The sequence below is a fragment of the Parcubacteria group bacterium CG10_big_fil_rev_8_21_14_0_10_36_14 genome, from assembly GCA_002772895.1.
GTDB lineage: Bacteria > Patescibacteriota > Patescibacteriia.
On the sequence record PFCS01000042.1, the window covers coordinates 74,397 to 93,784 of the forward strand.

Sequence of the window (19,388 nt, forward strand, 5' to 3'; positions counted from 1 at the left end):
GCATGAAAGACGTAATCGGTCAATACTTGCGATTTTTATAAAAAAGCTTTAAAATAAACATATACTATGGAATACCAACCAAACAAAATAGAAGCTAAATGGCAGAAAAAATGGGAAGAATGGGGTTTGTATAAAGCGGAAGATAGCTCCAAAAAACCAAAAAAATATATTTTGGTAGAATTTCCATATCCATCGGGAGATGGTTTGCATGTCGGTCATTGCAGAAGCTTTACTGCGCTTGATATTGTCAGTCGAAAAATGCGTATGGACGGAAATAACGTTCTCTATCCGATGGGGTGGGACGCTTTTGGGCTTCCAACAGAAAATTATGCCATAAAAACCGGCAAGCATCCACGCGAAGTAACCAAAACAAATACAGATAATTTTCGCCGTCAGATGAAGTCCCTCGGTTTTTCTTTTGATTGGTCGCGTGAGATAAATACAACAGACTCGGCGTATTACAAATGGACACAATGGATATTTTTGCAATTTTATAAGAAGGGTTTAGCATATAAAGAAAGAAGTTTTATTAATTGGTGCCCGTCTTGCAAAATTGGGCTGGCTAATGAAGAGGTGGTTGACGGCAAGTGTGAGCGTTGCGGAACAGAAGCCCTGCGCCGTGAGATGGAGCAATGGATGTTAAAGATTACCGCCTATGCCGATAAATTAATAGAAGGATTAAAAGACGTTGATTATCCGGAAAGAGTAAAGGATCAACAGATAAATTGGATTGGGAAAAGCGAGGGCGCGGAAATTGATTTTTGTGGAACAGTCATGGAGAAAGAATATTGTATTTCTGTATTTACAACTCGCATTGATACAATTTATGGAGTGTCAGCTTTGGTTTTGGCGCCAGAGCATTCTTTGGTTTCCAAACTCACGATAGACGAAAATAAAAAGCAGGTTAAAAATTATTTAAAAAAAGTAAGCAAAAAATCCGAACTGGAAAGAAAATCTGAGAATCAAGAAAAAACAGGTGTGTCTTTGGGTTCTTGGGCGTTAAATCCTTTTACCGGCGAGAAAGTTCCGATTTGGATTGCCGATTATGTTTTGGCAAGCTATGGAACAGGCGCTGTAATGACGGTGCCGGCACACGATAGTCGTGATTTTGAATTTGCCAAGCGTCATGGGCTGGATATAAAAGAAGTGGTAGCACCGGTAGAATTGGGAAAAGGCACAAAGACACTAGCAGAAGCCTATACGGAAGATGGAGTTTTGATAAATTCTAAAGAATTTAACGGACTAACAAGTTCTGACGCGCGTATTAAAATGGTAAGCTTTGCAGAGAGTAAAAAATTTGGACGCAGACAGACCAATTATCATTTACGCGATTGGATATTTAGTCGTCAGCATTATTGGGGAGAACCGATACCTATTTTATATTGCGAAAAATGCGGAACCGTTCCTGTTCTGGAAAAAGATTTGCCGATAGAACTTCCAGAAGTTAAAAAATACGAACCGACAGAAACAGGGGAGTCTCCTTTGGCAAATATAACTTCATGGGTAAATACAAAGTGCTCAAAGTGCGGTGGTAAAGCTCGCCGTGAAACAGATACAATGCCAAATTGGGCCGGTTCCAGCTGGTACTATTTGCGATACATTGATCCAAAAAATGATAAAGTATTTGCAGATAAAAAATTATTAAAATATTGGTTGCCTATTGATATTTATAATGGCGGAATGGAGCACACTACTTTGCATCTTTTATATTCACGATTTTGGCACAAGTTTTTATATGATGAAGGGTTCTTGCCGTACGGCATGCAGTATGGCGAGCCATATGGCAAGCGAACTTCGCATGGTATGGTCTTGGGTGAAGGCGGAATAAAAATGAGCAAATCCCGCGGAAATGTTATAAATCCCGATGACGTGGTGAAAGAATACGGCGCAGATACTTTGCGCTTGTATGAAATGTTTATGGGCCCGTATGGCGAAGCAATACCATGGGATACTAAAGGTGTAGTGGGAGTTAAAAGATTTTTAGAAAAAGTATGGAATCTAAAAGATGGCGCTGAGGATAGCGATGAAAAATTATTGCATAAAACAATAAAAGGTATAACAGAAGATATCAATAATTTTAAATTTAACACCGCGATTTCTAAAATGATGATTTTTGTAAATAAAGCAGGTAATTTATCAAAAAATAGTTTCGAAAAGTTTCTTAAAATATTATCTCCTTTTGCCCCACATATTGCAGAAGAACTTTGGGAGAAATTAGGTCATGAAAAATCTATTACACTGGAAAAGTGGCCGGCTTATGATAAAGACTTGGCAAAAGATGAAGAAATACAATTGATAATTCAAGTAAATGGCAAAGTCCGCGATAAAATTTTGGTAAGTGCCGGTATTAGCGAAGATGAGGCTAAGGAATATGCGCTCTCAAGCGAAAATGTAAAAAAATATATGGAAGGGAAGAAAATAAAAAAATTTATTTTTACAGGAAAGCTGGTGAATATAGTAATATAAGTATTTAGTATCGAGTATTATGTATTAAGTATGGGCGGGCTTTGTCCGTCTTTAAAATATGGAATTTTTGCGCGAGATAGCAAGGAGGTGTTTGGAGCGGAAATCGTATATTGTAGTGATTGCCTGTTCTGGGTTTATTGGCGGTATTCTCGTGCATAGTTTTATCAACTTTAAATTTAATTTTTTTTGGATTTATAATGCTCTGCTTTTATCCGGAGTTTTAATTTTACTTTTTTGGCGGGATAAAAAAATACGTTTGATTTTATTAAGCGTATTTTTTATTATTTTTGGGTTTACAAGGTTTAATTTGGGGATAGAGGAAAATAAAATTTTTCCAAATTATTATGATAAAGAAATCAAAGTTATTGGGATTGTAGCGGATGAGCCGATAAATAAAATAGACAAGCAACAATTAATAATTAAGCCGATAAAAATTGGAAGAGATGTTTTTAACGGAAAAGAAAAAATTTTATTAGCAACAAATCTTTATCCAAAATATCAATATGGCGATGGATTGGAAATTTATTGTAAATTTCAAGAGCCAAAGGTTTTTGACGATTTTGACTATGCGCGTTATCTTTCAATGCAAAATATTTATGGATTATGTTATTGGCCTACAATAACACGAACAAGCATAGATGATGTAAGAATAAATATAATTATAGAAAAGCTTTTGTTAGTAAAAAGTTTTTTGATTGAAAAAATAAATAAAAATCTTCATGAGCCCATATCAAGTTTTTTAGCAGGATTAACGGTGGGTGCTAGAAATGCAATTCCGCTAGAACTTTTAAATAATTTTCAACGAACCGGAACGACGCATATTATTGCAATTTCCGGTTGGAATATAAGCTTTTTGGGGGCAATGTTTCTTCCGATTCTTTTTGCTTTGAGTTTGTCACGCAAACCGGCATTTTATGTTATGCTGGGACTAATATTTTTGTTTGTTATTTTTGTGGGAGCCGGATCATCTGTTATTCGTGCCGGTATTATGGGCTCCTTGGCATTATATGCTTTAGCTTATGGCAGATACAATAATGCCGGCAGAGCTCTTCTCTACAGTATCTGCGCTATGTTTTTGATTAATTCGCACATTATTTATGACGCCGGTTTTTGGTTGTCGGTTTCAGCTACTTTCGGACTAATATATTTTTCACCAATAGTAGATAAGTACTTAAAAATTAAGATCAAGATTTTGAAAGAAACTTTGGTGCCGACAATTTCCGCGATAATTTTTACTCTGCCGATTTCCTCTTATATTTTTGGTCATATATCGTTATGGTCTTTGCCGGTAAATATTATTATTCTGCCTTTTGTTGCCTATGCCATTATTTTTACTTTGCCGTTACTGCCATTTTTAATATTTTTTTCGCAGGGCATAGGGCAGATTTTATTTTTGCCAAGCGCAGTAATTCTAAATTTTATTGTGAAAGTTATAAATTTTTTTGGAAATATGCCCTTTGGCTATCTTCCTTTAAAAATTAATTTTTTTATAATGCTTGCTTTATATGGTCTAATTTTATATTTTACTTTTTGGAAGCTGAATCAACATGAAGAATAAAGAAAAAATATTTATTATTTGTTGCACACTTTTATTTATCAGCGATTTTTCTGTAGAAGATATTTTTATACGCCAAAAAAGCAGGGCGGTCTTTTGCGATGTCGGGCAAGGCGACGGGATTTTTATAAATTTGAAGGACGGAGTACAGATATTGGTTGATGGCGGACCGGATAATAAATTTGTTGGATGTGTCGGCAATAATTTGCCCTATTTTGACCACAGAATAGAATATATGATTATTAGCCATCCGGACAAAGACCATTTTGTCGGCGCAGTTGAAATTTTGAGAAGATATGACGTGGGCAAGGTTTTTATAAGTGGCGATAGTTCGGATATTTCGGAATATCAAGAATTTTTGCGCTTAGCTAAAAATAAATTGGAAGTTGCCACCAAAGATTCTGACATTAATTTTGAAAATGGAAAAATTGATTTTATGCATCTAGGAGGATACAAAGATAGTAATGATAGTTCTTTGATATTCAAATTGATTTATAATGGAAAATCAATTCTTTTTACCGGCGATGCGCCAGTTAAGATTGAAGATGATTTAATAAATAGTAACGCTGATTTAAAGGCGGATATCCTGAAGGTTGGACACCACGGGAGCAAAAATTCAACGAGTGAAGAATTTCTGCGCGCTATTTCGCCATTTTTGGCAATAATTAGTGTTGGCGAAAATAATTACGGACACCCATCATATCGGGTAATAAAGAATTTGGAAAATGCCGATATAAAATATAAACGTACAGACGAGGAGGGAGATATAGCGATACAATTGCCAATTATCAATGATAAATGAAGGTGTCACTATGCGACAAATTATTATTGACAAAATATATGTTTCTGGTATAAGCTTTTTGTAGAGGAGGACGAAATGTCGAAGCAGATAGTTGCATAGAAATGTCAGATTTGTAGGCGCGTCTTTTTTACAGAAGAAGATGCGCAAAATTGTGAAAATAAGCATGCTAAATTTTTAAAAGTACATACTGACATAATGCAATTGTTTAATGATTTTTTTCCTGTTGTAGCTATAAGGAGATATTTTATATATGCATACGGAAGTTACTCTGATGAAAAAATAGTTATACTTGGTTATAGTTGTAATTATTTTGATTTTGCGAGAGGAGTATTAAACCTAAGTTTGAAAATGTTGATTAGAGATCGGGTTCATACATATGCATGCGAGTCGGCAATTGAGGTTCTGTGTGAAGACCCGCTTCAGACAGTTAGGGAGTTTGTAGCAGGCAAGAAAGATAAATTGAGATTTAAACATCCGGATAGAACGCATTCAAACGCCTACGATTGGCTTGCTCTGCCATCAAAATAATATAGCCGTCCAAATAAGGACGGTTTTTTGATTTATATCTATATTCTGATAATATGTTAATAAGGAGGTAAAAGATGTGGAAACGAATTAAGGATATTGCTATAAAATATCCAAAGTTGACATCTCTCGTAACTTTTATTTTGTTCTTTTTATCAATAGAATATATTTTAAAGGGCGGGTGGCAATTGGCTCTTATTATTTCACTTTCTCTAGCAGTTCATGAGTATAGCCATGTGTTAGCAATGAAGATTTATAAGATTCCTGTAAAAGGCGTTATATTTATTCCTTTCTTAGGCGCTGTTGCCATTGGTGGAACAAAAGGGAAAATATGGACTAGGCAACAAGAATGTTTTATTGCTCTTGCGGGTCCAGTAATGGGGTATCTCACCGCGCTTCCTCTTTGGCTTTTGTGGAAGACGACAGATAATCTATTATATATCTATGGTATGGGGTTTGTTATTTTTCTTAATCTTTTCAATATGTTGCCAATGAGTCCGTTAGATGGCGGGAGAGTCATAAAGTCACTTTTAATGAGTATCTCATGGAAGTATAGGAAAATCGGATTTTTTATTTGGGGAATTCTGGTTCTCGGTTCGCTACTATTATTTGCAAAGTTGTTCCTTAGAAGCAGTTACGGAATCATGATGATGGTTTTATTGGGATGGTTTGGGTTTCAGGAAATCAGATTTGAATGGCATTATTACAGAGCCGGGCAAATGATTAATTGGCCTCTTTCCAAAAAAGCTATTATCGGCTTCTTGTTTGCCTATCTGGTGCTTGCCAGCTGGCCATTTTTGCTCATTGTTTATCTTTAGAAATCAAACCCCGCACCGTTCTTCGTTAAAATTACGAAGGATAAACTGTGGGGTTTTTGCATTTTTTTATAAATGTGGTAATATTTGTTATATATTTATAATTAAATTAATAAAGTATGGAAAGAACATTAGTCATCGTAAAACCTGACGCGCTTCAGCGTAATTTAATGGGGGAGATATTTGGACGTTTTGAGAGAAAGGGTTTAAAGGTTGTTGGACTAAAGATGATGCAATTAGAAGATTTAATGCTTGACGAGCACTATTCACATCACAAAGATAAGCCATTTTTTGATGGTCTTAAAAAGTTTATGAAGAGTGCACCGGTCGTAGTTGCGGTCTTGGAAGGATTGGAAGCGATAAGCGCAGTTCGTCTTATTGTTGGACCAACAAAAGGCAGAGCTGCTGATGCCGGAAGTATTAGGGGCGACCTTGGAATGAGTGGACAAGCAAACCTTGTTCATGCGTCAGACAGTTTGGAAAATGCGGAAGCAGAAGTTAAGAGATTTTTTAAGGACGAAGAATTATTTGAATATACAAAGGGTGATTGGGAATGGGTATATGGAGAGGAAGAAAGAGAATAGTTATTAATTGCATTATACAAAACAACCCGCCAAATTGGCGGGTTGTTTTTATTAGTTTTTATTTAGAGACTTTTCTTTCTTTCAGTCTTTTCTTGTGGTCGCGTAAGTAATAAAGTTTGGCGCGTCTTACCTTTGCTTGTTTTACCGGTTCTATTTTTGCAATCGTTGGAAGATGTAATGGAAATATTTTTTCTACACCGATGCTATCAGAAACTTTTCTTACAGTAATCGTTTTGCTTATTCCTTTATTTTTGATAGCGAGTATCATTCCTTCAAAAATTTGAATTCTTTCTTTTGCTTCTCCCTTTTTTCCAACTTCTTGAATTTTTTGATGAACCCTTACAGTCATGCCGGGTTTAAGATTTGAAAAATCTTTTAATACTTTATCTTCGGCACCTTCGGTAGAAGATAGTTCTTCTGTTTTGTCCGAAATTTTTTCGGCTGTCTCCTCTAGGATTTTTTTTACTTCTGGCTCTACTTCTGTATTTGTAGTTTCTACAGATGGAGATTCGGCAGGAGCTTCTTCTGGTTTTGGTTCGTTAGGAGTCGAAACTACTGGTTTTGCTTCTGTTTCTTCGTGCTCTTTTTGTTTTTCGGCAGAGGAAGAGGTATTCTTTTCGTCAGTCATATGTTTAGATTTTATTTTTTAACTCTTTATATTTTGCCATATTTTATTAGTTTTGTCAAGAGTGGCCACGCTTTGGTTTATAGATATTGGCCTGTTATTGATTTTTTGCTTTGTTTTATCTCTTCAGGCGTGCCTTCCGCTATAATCTCTCCGCCCTTATCTCCACCATCCGGGCCAATGTCAATAACCCAGTCCGCGCTTCTGATAACGTCTACATTATGCTCAATTATAACAACGGTATTTCCTTTATCAACTAATAGGTTTAATACATTCAGTAATCTGCGAATATCTTCAAAGTGTAGTCCTGTCGTCGGCTCGTCTAAAATATAAAAAGTTTTACCCGTTTCTCGGCGCGAGAGTTCTGTTGCAAGTTTTACTCTCTGGGCTTCTCCACCGGAGAGTTTATTAGCAGGCTGACCTAGGCGCAAGTATCCCAATCCTACATCATAGAGGACAGAGAGTTTGTCGTATATTAATTGCTGGTCAGTAAAAAATTCTCTTGCTTCTTGTACGGACATTTCAAGAACATCTGCTATGGTTTTCCCTTTATAATGAATTTCCAAAGCTTCTTTATTATATCTTTTTCCATTACAATCTTTACACTCAATAAAAACATCAGGCAAGAATTGCATTTCTATTTTCATATATCCTTCACCGCCACACGTTTCGCATCTTCCGCCTCCTTTGACATTAAAAGAAAATTTTCCCGCATCATAACCTTTCATTTTTGCCTCCGGAACCTCTGTGAATAAATCGCGGATTGCCGTAAAGACACTGGTATAAGTCGCGGGATTGGAGCGTGGAGTTTTTCCAATAGGTGATTGGTCGATAGAAATAACTTTATCAATATTTTCGATTCCTTTAATACTTTTATGGCTTGCCGGTAAATCTTTACTTCTATAAAAATGGGCGGAAAGAGCTTTTGCTAATGTATCAATAACTAGCGTTGATTTTCCGGAGCCTGATACTCCTGTAACGCATATCAATTTACCCAAAGGAAATTTAGCGGTGACATTTTGAAGGTTATTTCCAGAAGCACCAAGAATAGAGAGGGTTTTTTTGTTTCCTAATCTGCGTTTTTCCGGAGCTTTTATTTTTTTGGTGCCGGTAAGACATCCTGCGGTAATAGATTTTTTATTTTTTTTAATTTCTAGAACTGTTCCCTCGGCAATAATTTCTCCGCCATATTCTCCAGCGCCCGGACCGATATCAACAACCCAGTCAGCAGATTTTATTGTGGTAATATCATGCTCAACAGTAATAACCGTATTGCCATTATCGCGCAATTTTTTTAAAGTAGCTAAAAGCTTACTTGTATCTCGTTCATGCAGTCCAACTGTTGGTTCGTCTAAAATATAGATTACTCCTGACAGGTCGGAACTGATTTGAGTGGAAAGGCGAACGCGTTGAGCTTCTCCACCGGAAAGCGTTGTAATTGATCGGTCAAGCATAAGATATCCAAGACCTACATCAATAAGATTTTGTAATCTAATTATTATTTCTTTAATTGCCAAATTAGATATCTTTTTTTGGTTTTCGTCTAAGTCGGCGCTAAGTTTTTTGAAAACCGATACTGTTTTTTCAAGAGATAAGTTGACTAAGTCGGCGATGTTATATTTATCTATAGTGACCAAGAGCGCAACTGCGTTTAGACGTTTAGCAAGACATGTCGGGCAAGTCATTTTTCGCATATATCCTTCTATCTCTTTGCGCATATAGTCAGAATTGCTCTCTTTATATCTTTGCTCCAAGTTTTTAGATACGCCAGGAAATGTAGTTTTTTTATCATTTACTTCATACTCTTGTTCCCCGGTTCCCTCCATAATAATATCAACGGCTTTTTTTGATAATTCTGAAACTGGAACATTAATACTAAAATTATATTTTTCTGCAACAGCCGCAATTAGCTTGCTGTAGTAGGCGCTATTACCAGAAATTCTTGTCCATGGCTTGATGGCTCCTTGCGCCAAAGTTAATTTTTTGTTCGGTATTGCTAAATCCACATCTACTACCTGTCGGATGCCAAGGCCTGTGCAGGCGGGGCATGCTCCATAAGGATTATTAAACGAAAAGAAGCGTGGTTCTAATTCTTTTATAGTAAAATGGCACTTTGGACAACTTAGGTTTTCCGAAAGAATTATATTTTCATTTTTTTCTGGATTATAAATACTTATTATTCCGTTTCCCCAATCAAGATACATTCTTATCATTTTCAAAAATTCTTCATCCTGGTAGTTAACGCTTTTATTCAGCTCCAAAATAACAGCTTCAAGATTATGTATTGTCCCTTGTGGTGCTTCTTCTTTTATAAAATCTTCAATCGGATAAAACTTGTCGTTGAAGCGAATTTCTTTTACACCGTTTTTCATCATTTCTCGAACTGTACGCTTATGGTCTTTTCTGTCTTTATGAAAAAGAGGAACCAAGAGTTTTATATTTTCTTTCTGCGCTATTTTTTTTATTTTATGAGCAATATCAATAATTTCAAGTTGACCCAGAGGCTGACCATCATTTGGACAGTGTGGAGTTCCGATGCGCGCGAAAAGGAGACGCAAGTAATCATAAATTTCTGTAATGGTTCCGACGGTTGAGCGAGGATTTGAAGAGATGCTTCGCTGATCGATGGCAATGGTAGGGGAGAGTCCTGTGATTTCGTCTACGTCGGGCTTGTCTTGTGTTTCCAAAAATTGCCGCGCATAAGATGAGAGCGATTCCATATATCTGCGCTGACCTTCGGCATAGATTGTATCAAAAGCTAAAGAAGATTTTCCCGAACCCGAGAGTCCGGTTATCACGACAAACTTATTTTTTGGAAGTTTGACGTTAATATTTTTCAAATTATTAACTCGCGCGCCTTTGATGTTTATGTATTCGTTTGGCATAAGTTTTTATAAAAAAAGGAAGTGCTTTCTTACTCCCATTAATATACTATATAATTGTCAATCGTGCAAGAGGGGCAGGATAAATCGCGCTTCTCTTGACAAAAAGGCAAATTTATGCTATGCTACGGCTTAATAAAGGAGAGCATGATGCAAGGCGCAGAGCACTATACGGGTGATGGATTATTAGGTAGGTCATACAGAGGCTCTGTTGGTCACACCGATCATTATTCTGCAAATGGCGGATGGCTTGGCAGCTCATATATCAAGCCTAATGGCCGTGTTGACTACTATTCAGAAAATGGAGAAAGATTAGGGGGCTCTTTTACAAGAATTAATGGCGAGGCAACGTACTATGATGACAATGGTAAGTTGGCCGGTAGGTTATATAAAAAAGCCGATGACTCTACTGAACATTGGTTTGCAAATGGCGGACGGCTTGGCAGGTCATATTACGGTAATAGCAGTTATTTCACAATGTTTGGACATAAGCAGAAAAAAGAAAAAATTCAGGATAATGTTTGCTCATTTGGCGTTGCCGATGGAGGCAGAGGCGATGGAGGCGCGGCTATAGATATGGAGTTGGGTTTTGTCGGTATGGCGGCGATAGTAATAGTCGCAGTTGGATTTTTGGTGGTTTATAGTGTTGCCCATGTTGCCATAGATGTATATAAGGGTACTATAGAATTTTTGCAAGAGTGGGATAATGAGATAGAAAAAGAGTGTTACAAAAAAAGAAAAAATAATTTACGACACTATGATATGATAACAGGTGTCACGGATATGTCTGACATAGAGGAAGAGATATCAGAAGCTAAAAAATATAAGTATGTTACTTTTTTCTTTACTATTTTATTTTTTATTTTTCTCTCCAAGATATTTTTTTAAAAAAGCTTCCAATTTATTGGAACCTTTTTAAGATATCTCTATTCTTTATTGATTATATAAAGGATATGACTTATGGTTGCTGTATTGCAGTATCTTTTCCTAAGCAAACACTGTCACTTTTAATGAGGGTTGCATAATAAGCTTTACAAAAATTTTCATTTGTTGAGCAAGGTACTGCAGAATAGTTTGCTCCAGTGGCAAACCATTTACTATCGTAGCTAAATGCACATATATAATTTGTTTTACATTGTTTTTCTCCTGATGAGCACTCTAGTTTTGCTATGTCGTTATCAGGACCAACTCCGGTTATACAACAAAGTGCTCCTTCGCTTCCATTTGAGCATAGTCCGTTTTTTGTCACTTCACCCGTAGTCTTATCCTTTAATACTCCAATACATTCCCATTCACCAGGAACTGTACCAGCATTAGTGCAATCAATATTAGATCTACAAGAAGTACCTATTGAAACAGGATCTCCTGCGCAGCTACCAATATTTCCTAATTTTTCTTCTGATAGTTCCTTTCCCGTAGTGAGGTCTATACACTTTCCACTTATGCAATTAGAATTAAATGCGCATAATCCAAACGCCGGTATACTTTTTTTTGCTAGTTTCACACAGATGCCATTTGAAACAGATTTAGTTGCAGGACCTGAATCTCCCAAGCTACTTACTACCATATAAGCGCCTACGCCTGTAGCAGTATCTACAGGGTTGGCTATGACGAATTTACCTAACGTTTTAGCTATTGGTTTCAGTACATTCAAAGCGCCTCTTATAATATATTGCCCAGCAGAAGCAACGTTAGAGGCTCCAGCCACAGCTCCTCCGGTTACAGCAGTTGCGCTCCAAACAACAACCTTAGATGCTGCTATTATTTGTCCAGCTTCTCCCCCAACTTCCTCACATGTATCTCCAGTAAAACAATCACAATCATTACTACAGTTTGTTAAGGCAACTTTGCCTGTTTTTTGCGGAGAATCGGCAGGACAGTCTCCGTTTTTTGAATTTAGCACTGTTAGCACTGACCGCCTCACCATTTTTATTTCTGGAAGTTTTAGTTGGGTAAGTGCTGGGTTTATCGTATTTAATAAGAAATATGAACCAAGCGTTAAGAAGAGTCCTACGATTGCGCCCAATATTCTTTCTTTTGCAGAATTGATAGCTCCGGGGTTTCCGCCTTTTGCAGAACTGATAGCTCTGGGGTTTCCGACTGATGTTAGGTATTGGAGCCCGCCTATCATAATCATAATTACAGCAACGATGCTGACGATAGAAACTAAATAAGTATAAATTCGCGGTATATAATCTAGTAGTCCCTTTACTTGTGTTCCGCCGATTGATACCTGAAGACTTACGGTTGGCGGAGGCGCGTAACAATAAGCTGTTGTTTTTCCATCAAAAGTGGTACATTCTTTTTTTGATGAAGCGGTTTCTGTCCAAATACCACTTTTTTGTTTACATAAGTCTTGTGGCCAGCATTGCATTGGCGGTTCTTTGGCTGTGTTACCGGTAGTCTGCGCGAAAACAAAAATTGGCAAGGCATAAACTCCTATTAATAATAGTAGGGTAAATAGGACAAAAATTTTTTTAAAAAAAGACATATTATTTATATAACTAAATTATCAATAAAAGATATAGAAATTATTCTAATAATTTATCTATCAGTTGCTTAAATGTTTCTTTTGGTATGGCGCCTTCTACTCGTATCGGTTTGTCCTCATATCCTTTTTTTATGAAAAAGAATGTCGGCGTTCCGCGCACGTTATTATTCAACCCTGCGGATAAATCCGCTTCTATACTTTTTAAATAACGTTTTTCGCTAACGCAGGACCAAAATTTATTTTCATCAATAGCAATTTGTTTAATTGCTTTTTGTGGATCAATATCCGATTGATAAAGTTTGTCATGGAGTTGCCAAAATGCGCTTTGTTCATTTGCGCATTTGCCAATTAAAGCAAGCGCGCTTGATTCCGGATAAAGCTCATCAATCGGAAATTCTCGGTAAATAAAATTTATTTTATCTTGGTATTGCAACATCATTTCGCGGGCAATACTTGAAACATCTTTTGAAAATGGGCAGGAAAAGCTGGCAAATTCTATAATTGTAAGCTCCGGCAAGTCTGCGCCAAAGGCTGGCGCATCCATATCTATAATTTCTCTTGCATTATATTTTTGTTCTGTGGCATTCGATTTAATCGCGGAAAAGCTCCCACCCTCTTGTATAGAGATTGCCCCGGTTTTTATTTGAAAATAATATCTGCCAACTTGAATTAAAAAAATTACCAATCCAAGAATAAGCAAAATACTAAGGAGCTTTAAAATAAATTTTGCGCTAGAATTCATATATATTATTATAACATCTTTTATGCTATACTTATAATAGTATGAAAAAAATTAGAGCCGAAAAAAGAGAAGAGAAAAGACAAAAGAAAAAAGGTCACAAAGTGTCAGGTGGCAGAGTTCGGGCATTAGCAAGGTTAATAGAGGATAAGGCAAAGTAGTAAACAGATGATGAATACGAGAATGTTCTGAGATTTTATCTCTCTGGACAAGTATTGACAAATATAGCCGAATATGCTATACTATTGATATATGAACGTGAAATTCATCATAAATATAGTGCAAATTGTTTTAGCGATTTTTTTAATTATTGCTATTATTTTGCAGGCTCGCGGTTCCGGACTTGGCTCTGCTTTTGGTGGAGACAATATGGTTTTCAGAACAAAGCGCGGAGTTGAAAAAATTCTTCATACTATTACTATTGTTTTGGCCATTATCTTTCTTGGCCTCTCTCTCGGTTTAATTTTTATAAAATAAAATTCAAAGTATTACGAAGTAAGAGGATAGCCATATGTCGCAAAGCGACACGATATTATTCGTAATTCATAATTCGTAATTTTTTTTGTGTGCCTCAGAAGATATACCAATTTTTATTAAATATTTATAAGGAGGTAAAAAATCGCCTCGCTTATATTAAGAATGTCAAAAGACGAATAAAGATGGTAAACGTTGAAAAAAAAGCTATTTTAGATTTATTCAAAAGAAAGCGTTTTCCTCGTCCATCACAATTTCGTTATTTGCCTCGTTTTTTAAATAAAAAAGAAAAAACTTTTTTGGTTATTTTTTCAATACTGACTTTCTCGGGTATCGTTGGGCTTGTATCTCTTTTGTATTTCAATAATACCGTAGAAGTAGCTGCGCGCGGAGGCGAATATACCGAAGGTATTGTTGGCTATACGCGTTTTATTAATCCTCTATACAGTCAAAATAACGAAGTTGATAAGGATTTAACAGCTCTTATTTATTCCGGACTTACAAAAAGAAATGAGCGATTAAACATGGTCATGGATTTGGCAGAGAGCTACGAAGTTAATGAAGAAGAGACAATTTATACTTTCAAATTAAAAGAAAATATACTTTGGCATGATGGCAAATCATTTACCGCTGATGACATAGTTTTCACGATTAACGCCATAAAAGACCAAAATTATAACAGTCCGTTACGAACGAGCTGGTCAGCCGTAGAGGTTACCAAGATTAATGATTTTTCGGTTCAATTTAAATTAAAAAAATCTTTTGGCAATTTTTTAGCTCTTACTACTGTTGGGATTTTGCCAAAACATATTTGGGAAAAAGTCCCTGTTGCTAATATTAATCTTGCAGAGGCCAATAATAAACCGGTTGGAACAGGACCTTACAAGTTTAAATCATTTACAAAAGATAAGGTTGGTGCGATAAAAGCATATGAACTTATAGCAAACGAAAAATATTATGGTGAGAAACCAAATTTGGAAAAACTTATATTAAAATTTTATCCAGAATACATTTCTGCGATAAACGCACTGGATAACAGACAGATAGATGGCTTAGCCTTTGTTTCAACAGAGGGGATGAAAGATTTGAAATTAAGAGGACGCCTCAATTTTTATGATATTCGTCTTCCGCAATATACCGCTTTATTTTTTAATGAGGGCAACAACGTTATATTAAAGGATATCAACATAAGACAAGCATTAGCTTTGGCGATAGATAGAAAAAGAATTGTCAAAGAAGCGCTTTTAGAAGATGGCGCTCTTATAGAAAGTCCGATTCTTCCAGGATATTTTGGGTTGGAAGAAGATACTTCTCATTTGGTACATAACGAAGCAGATGCGCAAAAAATTTTAGTAGATGATGATTGGGTACTGAAAGATGGTAATAAATACAGAATAAAAGGAACTACACAATTGAAAATAGTTTTAACTACAATAGAAAAGGGACAAAATGTAAAAGCAGCAGGAATTATAAAAGAAAATTGGGAAGCAATAGGCATCCAAGTTGAATTAAAAATTATTTCAACTTCAAATTTGAATGTTCTTTTAACCGATAGAAGTTATGAGGTTTTTCTTTTTGGACAAATGTATGGAACTGATTTAGACCCATACGCTTATTGGCATAGTTCCGCAATAAAATATCCAGGATTAAATCTTGCCGGATACGGAGAGCGTAAAGCAGATGCTCTTCTAGAACAGGCAAGAAAAACAGTTGATAAGGTTGTAAAACAACAAAAATATCAAGAATTTGAAGCGTTGTTAGTCGAAAATTTTCCAGCTATATTTTTATGGGAACCAAAGTATAATTATTTGATTGATAAAAAAATAAAAGGACTTAAGATTAATAATCTCGTTACTCCATCAGATAGATTTACAAATCTTTTCTCAGCTTATATTAAAACAAAACGCATATTTAGATAAATCTCAGATTTTAGATTTATAGTACGCCTGAGTGGTGAAACTGGTATACACGCATGATTCAGGTTCATGTGCCGTAAGGCGTGAGGGTTCGACTCCCTCCTCAGGCATTTAAGATAATTGATTAATTTTTATGGTAGAAAGAAAAAAAATAAACAAAAGACCTAGACGACAAAGAATACAAAGACCATTTGATAAAAAAAATATTGAAAATATCAAAAAACTGCGTATTATTCCTTTGGGCGGATTAGAAGAAATTGGTAGAAACTGTACCCTTTTTGAATATGGCGATGATATTGTCATAGTCGATATGGGACTCCAGTTTCCCGAAGAAGATATGCCGGGGATTGATTACATAATTCCCAATTTTGATTACTTAAAAAATAAAAGTAAAAAAATTAAAGGTATAATCATAACTCATGGTCACTATGACCATATTGGGGGAATACCTCATCTAATGGCAAAAATTGGAAACCCAATAATTTATACAGCCCCCCTTACCGCCGGTATAATCAAAAAAAGACAAGAAGAGTTCCATGATGCGCCTCCTCTAAAAATACAAACTGTAAAAATAGGAGATACGATAAAGCTCGGAGTTTTTACTTTTGAGCCGTATCATATAAATCATAATATTTTTGATGCTTTTGGCGTAGCTTTGGATACCCCTTTGGGTTATATCATCACGACCGGAGATTTCAAATTTGATTTTACTCCTGTAAATGACGAACCGGCAGATCTTACGCAAATTGCGATGTATGGAACAAAAAAAGTTTTAGTGCTTATGTCGGATAGCACAAACGCTGAAAGTCCTGGTTATCAAATTTCCGAAGGCGAAATAAATCATGATATGGACAAAATTTTTGAAGATGCGAAGAGCCGAATTATTATTGGTACATTCTCATCTCTTTTAACTCGTGTTCAACAGCTTATTTCTTTGGCGGAAAAGTATAATAGACGCGTTCTGATTCAAGGCAGAAGTATGAAGAGTAATATTGAGATTGCTCATAGCCTCGGATATATGAAAGTAAAACCACACACGATCATAGAAGAGAAAGATTTTAAAAATATTCCGGATGAAAAGCTTATCGTTATTTGTACCGGAGCGCAGGGTGAAAAAAATGCCGTCTTAATGCGCGTAGCAAATAATGAACACCGTCTTATAAGAATACAAAAAGGAGATACTATTGTTTTTTCGTCTTCTGTAATTCCCGGCAATGAAAGAACGGTTCAACACCTGAAAGACACTCTTGTTCGTCATGGAGCAAAAGTTATTCATTATCAAATGATGGATGTTCATGCTGGAGGTCATGCCAAGCAAGAAGACTTAAAATTAATGATGCGTCTTATAAAACCGGAATATTTTATTCCAATTCATGGAAACAGATATCTTCTTGAAATGCATGGAAATTTGGCAGAGAAAACCGGCATACCGAGAGAAAAAATATTTATCGCTTCAAATGGTCAGGTTATAACCTTTGATAAACGTGGCGGACGACTGACGCAGGAAAAAGTTCCGAATGATTATGTAATGATTGATGGGCTCGGTTATGCCGATTCAAATGAAGTGGTGCTTCGCGACAGAAGACAGCTGGCAGAAGATGGAATGTTCGTTGTTATTGTTACGATAGACACAAAAACTAGCGAACTTATCGGCAATCCTGACATTATTTCGCGTGGGTTTGTTTATTTAAAAGAACATAAGCCACTAATTGAACAAGCCAGAACAAAAGTTAAGCTTTTATTAAAAGATACCGACCCTGCTTCGCCGGCATTTGAGGATTATCTAAAGAATAAAATAAGGAATGAAATTGGACAATTTTTATGGAAAAGAACAAAAAAACGTCCAATGGTTTTGCCGGTGTTAATAGAGGTTTAAAATCTAAATTTTTCAATCAATAGTTTCTAACTTACAAATTTTAGAAACCCTGCATTGCGGGGTTTCTAAAATTTTGATAATATAAGAATATATGACGGTAAAAAAACAATCTCAGCAAATCATCTATTCCGGGATTCAGCCGACCGGCCTGCTTCATATTGGCAATTATTTTGGCGCGCTGAAAAATTTTGTCGTATTACAAAGTCAATATAAATGTTATTTTACTATCGTTGATTTGCATTCTCTTGCTACAAACTTTGATCCGAAAGAGAAACCTAAACAAATTTTATCTTTAGCGATGGATTATTTGGCGCTTGGGCTTGATCCGAAAAAATGTACAATTTTTGTTCAGTCGCATGTGCCGGAGGTAACAGAGCTTGCTTGGATTTTTAATTGTATTACACCGGTAAAAGAGTTGGAACGTATGACGCAGTTTAAAGACAAAGCGGTTCATCAAAAAAAGAATGTGAATATGGGACTTTTTGATTATCCGGTTTTACAAGCCGCGGATATTTTACTTTTTAAATCAGGGTTAGTGCCAGTTGGCGAAGATCAAGCTCAGCATATTGAACTTACTCGCGATATTGCCAAATGGTTTAACGCTCGTTTTGGCGAAACATTTCCTTTGCCCGAAGCGCTCCTTACGGAGTCGCCAAGAGTTATGAGCCTGTCAGATCCTTTTAAAAAAATGAGTAAAAGCATGGGGGAAAAATCTTATATTGCGCTTACAGATGATAGCAAAATCATAAAAGACAAGATTTCTAAGGCCGTGACAGAACCGTCTGGTATAATTGATGAGAAAAAAATAAAAGATAATCCTGGGATGATGGGAGCGTATAATCTTTTAGAGATGTTGCGTCTTTTAGGAAATAAAAAACAATACGACAGATTTAAAAAAATAAAAAAAATAAGTTATAAAGATTTGAAAGAAGCCGTAGCTCACGAACTTGCCAATCATTTTGAGCTTTTTAGAAAACACAGGGCAGTTCTCCAAAAAAACGAAGGAAAAGTTCAAAAGATTTTGGAAGCCGGCGCTAAGAAAGCGAGAATAGAAGCATTGAAAACAATAGAGGATGTTAGAAAGAGAGTAGGGATTAGATAGTTTATTTAAAAACATGAAACAAGGAGGAAAAAATGAAAGCGAAAGAGATCACACCAAGAGAAGTTAGTATATTGGCTCTTTTTAAGCAGAGATTATATAACCCTACAAAAGAAGATATACTGGTCGTTGAAAATGACTTAAAGGAGATGGGTGTATCAATAGAAGTAGAGAGGATACTAAAATTAATGTTGAAAGAGGCTCAAAATAAAATAAATAAAAAAATCGAGTAAAACGCTCGGATTTTTTGTATATTGTATTTTTTTGTGCTAACATAAGTTTAGTCCTTTGGAGGGAAAAATGAGAAAAATTAGTGGACTGGAAGCGAGCATTCTGGCATATTATGCGCAATACGCAGAGTTTATAGAACGCGATAATGAAAATTTGGAGGATCGATTGGGTGTAGAATCCCGTAAAATATTGAGAGAAATGAGAAAGATTTGGAGAGGAAAAAAAATTAAAAAAAGTGTATCAGGAATGTCCGCGCAGGCCATTTGGGATTGGGCAAACAAAAAAACCGAGTAAAATACTCGGTTTTT

Annotated in this window: 17 protein-coding genes and 1 tRNA gene; 14 read left to right on the forward strand and 4 right to left on the reverse strand. The window is 35.9% G+C overall.

What is annotated here, in order from left to right:
* Positions 1-66 precede the first annotated feature (66 nt).
* From COU51_03460 to COU51_03485, 6 genes are all read left to right on the forward strand, one after another.
* Entirely contained in the window at positions 67-2,466 is a 2,400-nt protein-coding gene (locus COU51_03460) for a leucine--tRNA ligase (protein ID PIR66568.1), read from the forward strand.
* A gap of 58 nt (positions 2,467-2,524) precedes the next feature.
* On the forward strand, positions 2,525-4,024 hold the full coding sequence (locus tag COU51_03465) for a hypothetical protein (GenBank protein ID PIR66569.1): 1,500 nt from the start codon (positions 2,525-2,527) through the stop codon (positions 4,022-4,024).
* Positions 4,014-4,823 (forward strand): MBL fold metallo-hydrolase, encoded by an 810-nt coding sequence (locus COU51_03470; protein ID PIR66570.1) that lies wholly within the window; start codon positions 4,014-4,016, stop codon positions 4,821-4,823. The genes COU51_03465 and COU51_03470 overlap by 11 nt, the downstream gene beginning before the upstream one ends.
* A 195-nt stretch (positions 4,824-5,018) precedes the next feature.
* Positions 5,019-5,351, forward strand: coding sequence for a hypothetical protein (locus COU51_03475; GenBank protein ID PIR66571.1), 333 nt, complete (start codon positions 5,019-5,021; stop codon positions 5,349-5,351).
* A gap of 74 nt (positions 5,352-5,425) precedes the next feature.
* Positions 5,426-6,166 (forward strand): hypothetical protein, encoded by a 741-nt coding sequence (locus tag COU51_03480; protein PIR66572.1) that lies wholly within the window; start codon positions 5,426-5,428, stop codon positions 6,164-6,166.
* A gap of 116 nt (positions 6,167-6,282) precedes the next feature.
* Positions 6,283-6,747, forward strand: a complete 465-nt coding sequence (locus COU51_03485) for a nucleoside-diphosphate kinase (protein PIR66573.1) — start codon at positions 6,283-6,285, stop codon at positions 6,745-6,747.
* Between the two features lie 58 nt (positions 6,748-6,805).
* Here COU51_03485 and rplS read toward each other — a convergent pair whose 3' ends face one another.
* Entirely contained in the window at positions 6,806-7,375 is a 570-nt protein-coding gene (rplS, locus tag COU51_03490; GenBank protein PIR66574.1) for a 50S ribosomal protein L19, read from the reverse strand.
* A gap of 77 nt (positions 7,376-7,452) precedes the next feature.
* Complete coding sequence (locus tag COU51_03495; GenBank protein PIR66575.1) at positions 7,453-10,257, reverse strand: excinuclease ABC subunit UvrA; 2,805 nt, start codon at positions 10,255-10,257, stop codon at positions 7,453-7,455.
* A 144-nt stretch (positions 10,258-10,401) separates the two neighbouring features.
* Here COU51_03495 and COU51_03500 point away from each other — a divergent pair, with 144 nt between their 5' ends.
* On the forward strand, positions 10,402-11,142 hold the full coding sequence (locus COU51_03500) for a hypothetical protein (protein PIR66576.1): 741 nt from the start codon (positions 10,402-10,404) through the stop codon (positions 11,140-11,142).
* Between the two features lie 70 nt (positions 11,143-11,212).
* On the opposite strand, the gene COU51_03505 is transcribed toward COU51_03500, so the two are convergent.
* Both COU51_03505 and COU51_03510 read right to left on the reverse strand, forming a co-directional pair.
* Entirely contained in the window at positions 11,213-12,745 is a 1,533-nt protein-coding gene (locus COU51_03505; protein PIR66577.1) for a hypothetical protein, read from the reverse strand.
* Positions 12,746-12,785: 40 nt separating this feature from the next.
* A complete protein-coding gene (locus COU51_03510) occupies positions 12,786-13,487 on the reverse strand; it encodes a hypothetical protein (GenBank protein ID PIR66578.1) in 702 nt (233 codons plus the stop codon).
* 249 nt (positions 13,488-13,736) lie between these two features.
* On the opposite strand from COU51_03510, the gene secG reads away from it, so the two are divergent.
* The 7 genes from secG (at position 13,737) to COU51_03545 (ending at position 19,374) form a co-directional block, all read left to right on the forward strand.
* On the forward strand, positions 13,737-13,961 hold the full coding sequence (secG, locus tag COU51_03515; GenBank protein ID PIR66579.1) for a preprotein translocase subunit SecG: 225 nt from the start codon (positions 13,737-13,739) through the stop codon (positions 13,959-13,961).
* A 182-nt stretch (positions 13,962-14,143) separates the two neighbouring features.
* Positions 14,144-15,877 (forward strand): hypothetical protein, encoded by a 1,734-nt coding sequence (locus COU51_03520; GenBank protein PIR66580.1) that lies wholly within the window; start codon positions 14,144-14,146, stop codon positions 15,875-15,877.
* Between the two features lie 25 nt (positions 15,878-15,902).
* A tRNA-Leu gene (locus COU51_03525) sits at positions 15,903-15,984 on the forward strand.
* Between the two features lie 23 nt (positions 15,985-16,007).
* Positions 16,008-17,750, forward strand: coding sequence for a ribonuclease J (locus tag COU51_03530; protein ID PIR66581.1), 1,743 nt, complete (start codon positions 16,008-16,010; stop codon positions 17,748-17,750).
* A 91-nt stretch (positions 17,751-17,841) separates the two neighbouring features.
* Positions 17,842-18,852: a tryptophan--tRNA ligase gene (gene trpS, locus COU51_03535; protein ID PIR66582.1), complete on the forward strand. Its 1,011-nt coding sequence runs from the start codon at positions 17,842-17,844 to the stop codon at positions 18,850-18,852.
* A gap of 32 nt (positions 18,853-18,884) precedes the next feature.
* On the forward strand, positions 18,885-19,082 hold the full coding sequence (locus tag COU51_03540; GenBank protein ID PIR66583.1) for a hypothetical protein: 198 nt from the start codon (positions 18,885-18,887) through the stop codon (positions 19,080-19,082).
* 67 nt (positions 19,083-19,149) lie between these two features.
* On the forward strand, positions 19,150-19,374 hold the full coding sequence (locus COU51_03545) for a hypothetical protein (protein PIR66584.1): 225 nt from the start codon (positions 19,150-19,152) through the stop codon (positions 19,372-19,374).
* The last annotated feature ends 14 nt before the right edge of the window (positions 19,375-19,388 follow it).

Coding starts and splice junctions, on each gene's coding strand:
- COU51_03460 (PIR66568.1), top strand. CDS start 67: ATGGAATACCAACCAAACAAAATAGAAGCTAAATGGCAGAAAAAATGG.
- COU51_03465 (PIR66569.1), top strand. CDS start 2,525: ATGGAATTTTTGCGCGAGATAGCAAGGAGGTGTTTGGAGCGGAAATCG.
- COU51_03470 (PIR66570.1), top strand. CDS start 4,014: ATGAAGAATAAAGAAAAAATATTTATTATTTGTTGCACACTTTTATTT.
- COU51_03475 (PIR66571.1), top strand. CDS start 5,019: ATGCAATTGTTTAATGATTTTTTTCCTGTTGTAGCTATAAGGAGATAT.
- COU51_03480 (PIR66572.1), top strand. CDS start 5,426: ATGTGGAAACGAATTAAGGATATTGCTATAAAATATCCAAAGTTGACA.
- COU51_03485 (PIR66573.1), top strand. CDS start 6,283: ATGGAAAGAACATTAGTCATCGTAAAACCTGACGCGCTTCAGCGTAAT.
- rplS (PIR66574.1), bottom strand. CDS start 7,375: ATGACTGACGAAAAGAATACCTCTTCCTCTGCCGAAAAACAAAAAGAG.
- COU51_03495 (PIR66575.1), bottom strand. CDS start 10,257: ATGCCAAACGAATACATAAACATCAAAGGCGCGCGAGTTAATAATTTG.
- COU51_03500 (PIR66576.1), top strand. CDS start 10,402: ATGATGCAAGGCGCAGAGCACTATACGGGTGATGGATTATTAGGTAGG.
- COU51_03505 (PIR66577.1), bottom strand. CDS start 12,745: ATGTCTTTTTTTAAAAAAATTTTTGTCCTATTTACCCTACTATTATTA.
- COU51_03510 (PIR66578.1), bottom strand. CDS start 13,487: ATGAATTCTAGCGCAAAATTTATTTTAAAGCTCCTTAGTATTTTGCTT.
- secG (PIR66579.1), top strand. CDS start 13,737: ATGAACGTGAAATTCATCATAAATATAGTGCAAATTGTTTTAGCGATT.
- COU51_03520 (PIR66580.1), top strand. CDS start 14,144: ATGGTAAACGTTGAAAAAAAAGCTATTTTAGATTTATTCAAAAGAAAG.
- COU51_03530 (PIR66581.1), top strand. CDS start 16,008: ATGGTAGAAAGAAAAAAAATAAACAAAAGACCTAGACGACAAAGAATA.
- trpS (PIR66582.1), top strand. CDS start 17,842: ATGACGGTAAAAAAACAATCTCAGCAAATCATCTATTCCGGGATTCAG.
- COU51_03540 (PIR66583.1), top strand. CDS start 18,885: ATGAAAGCGAAAGAGATCACACCAAGAGAAGTTAGTATATTGGCTCTT.
- COU51_03545 (PIR66584.1), top strand. CDS start 19,150: ATGAGAAAAATTAGTGGACTGGAAGCGAGCATTCTGGCATATTATGCG.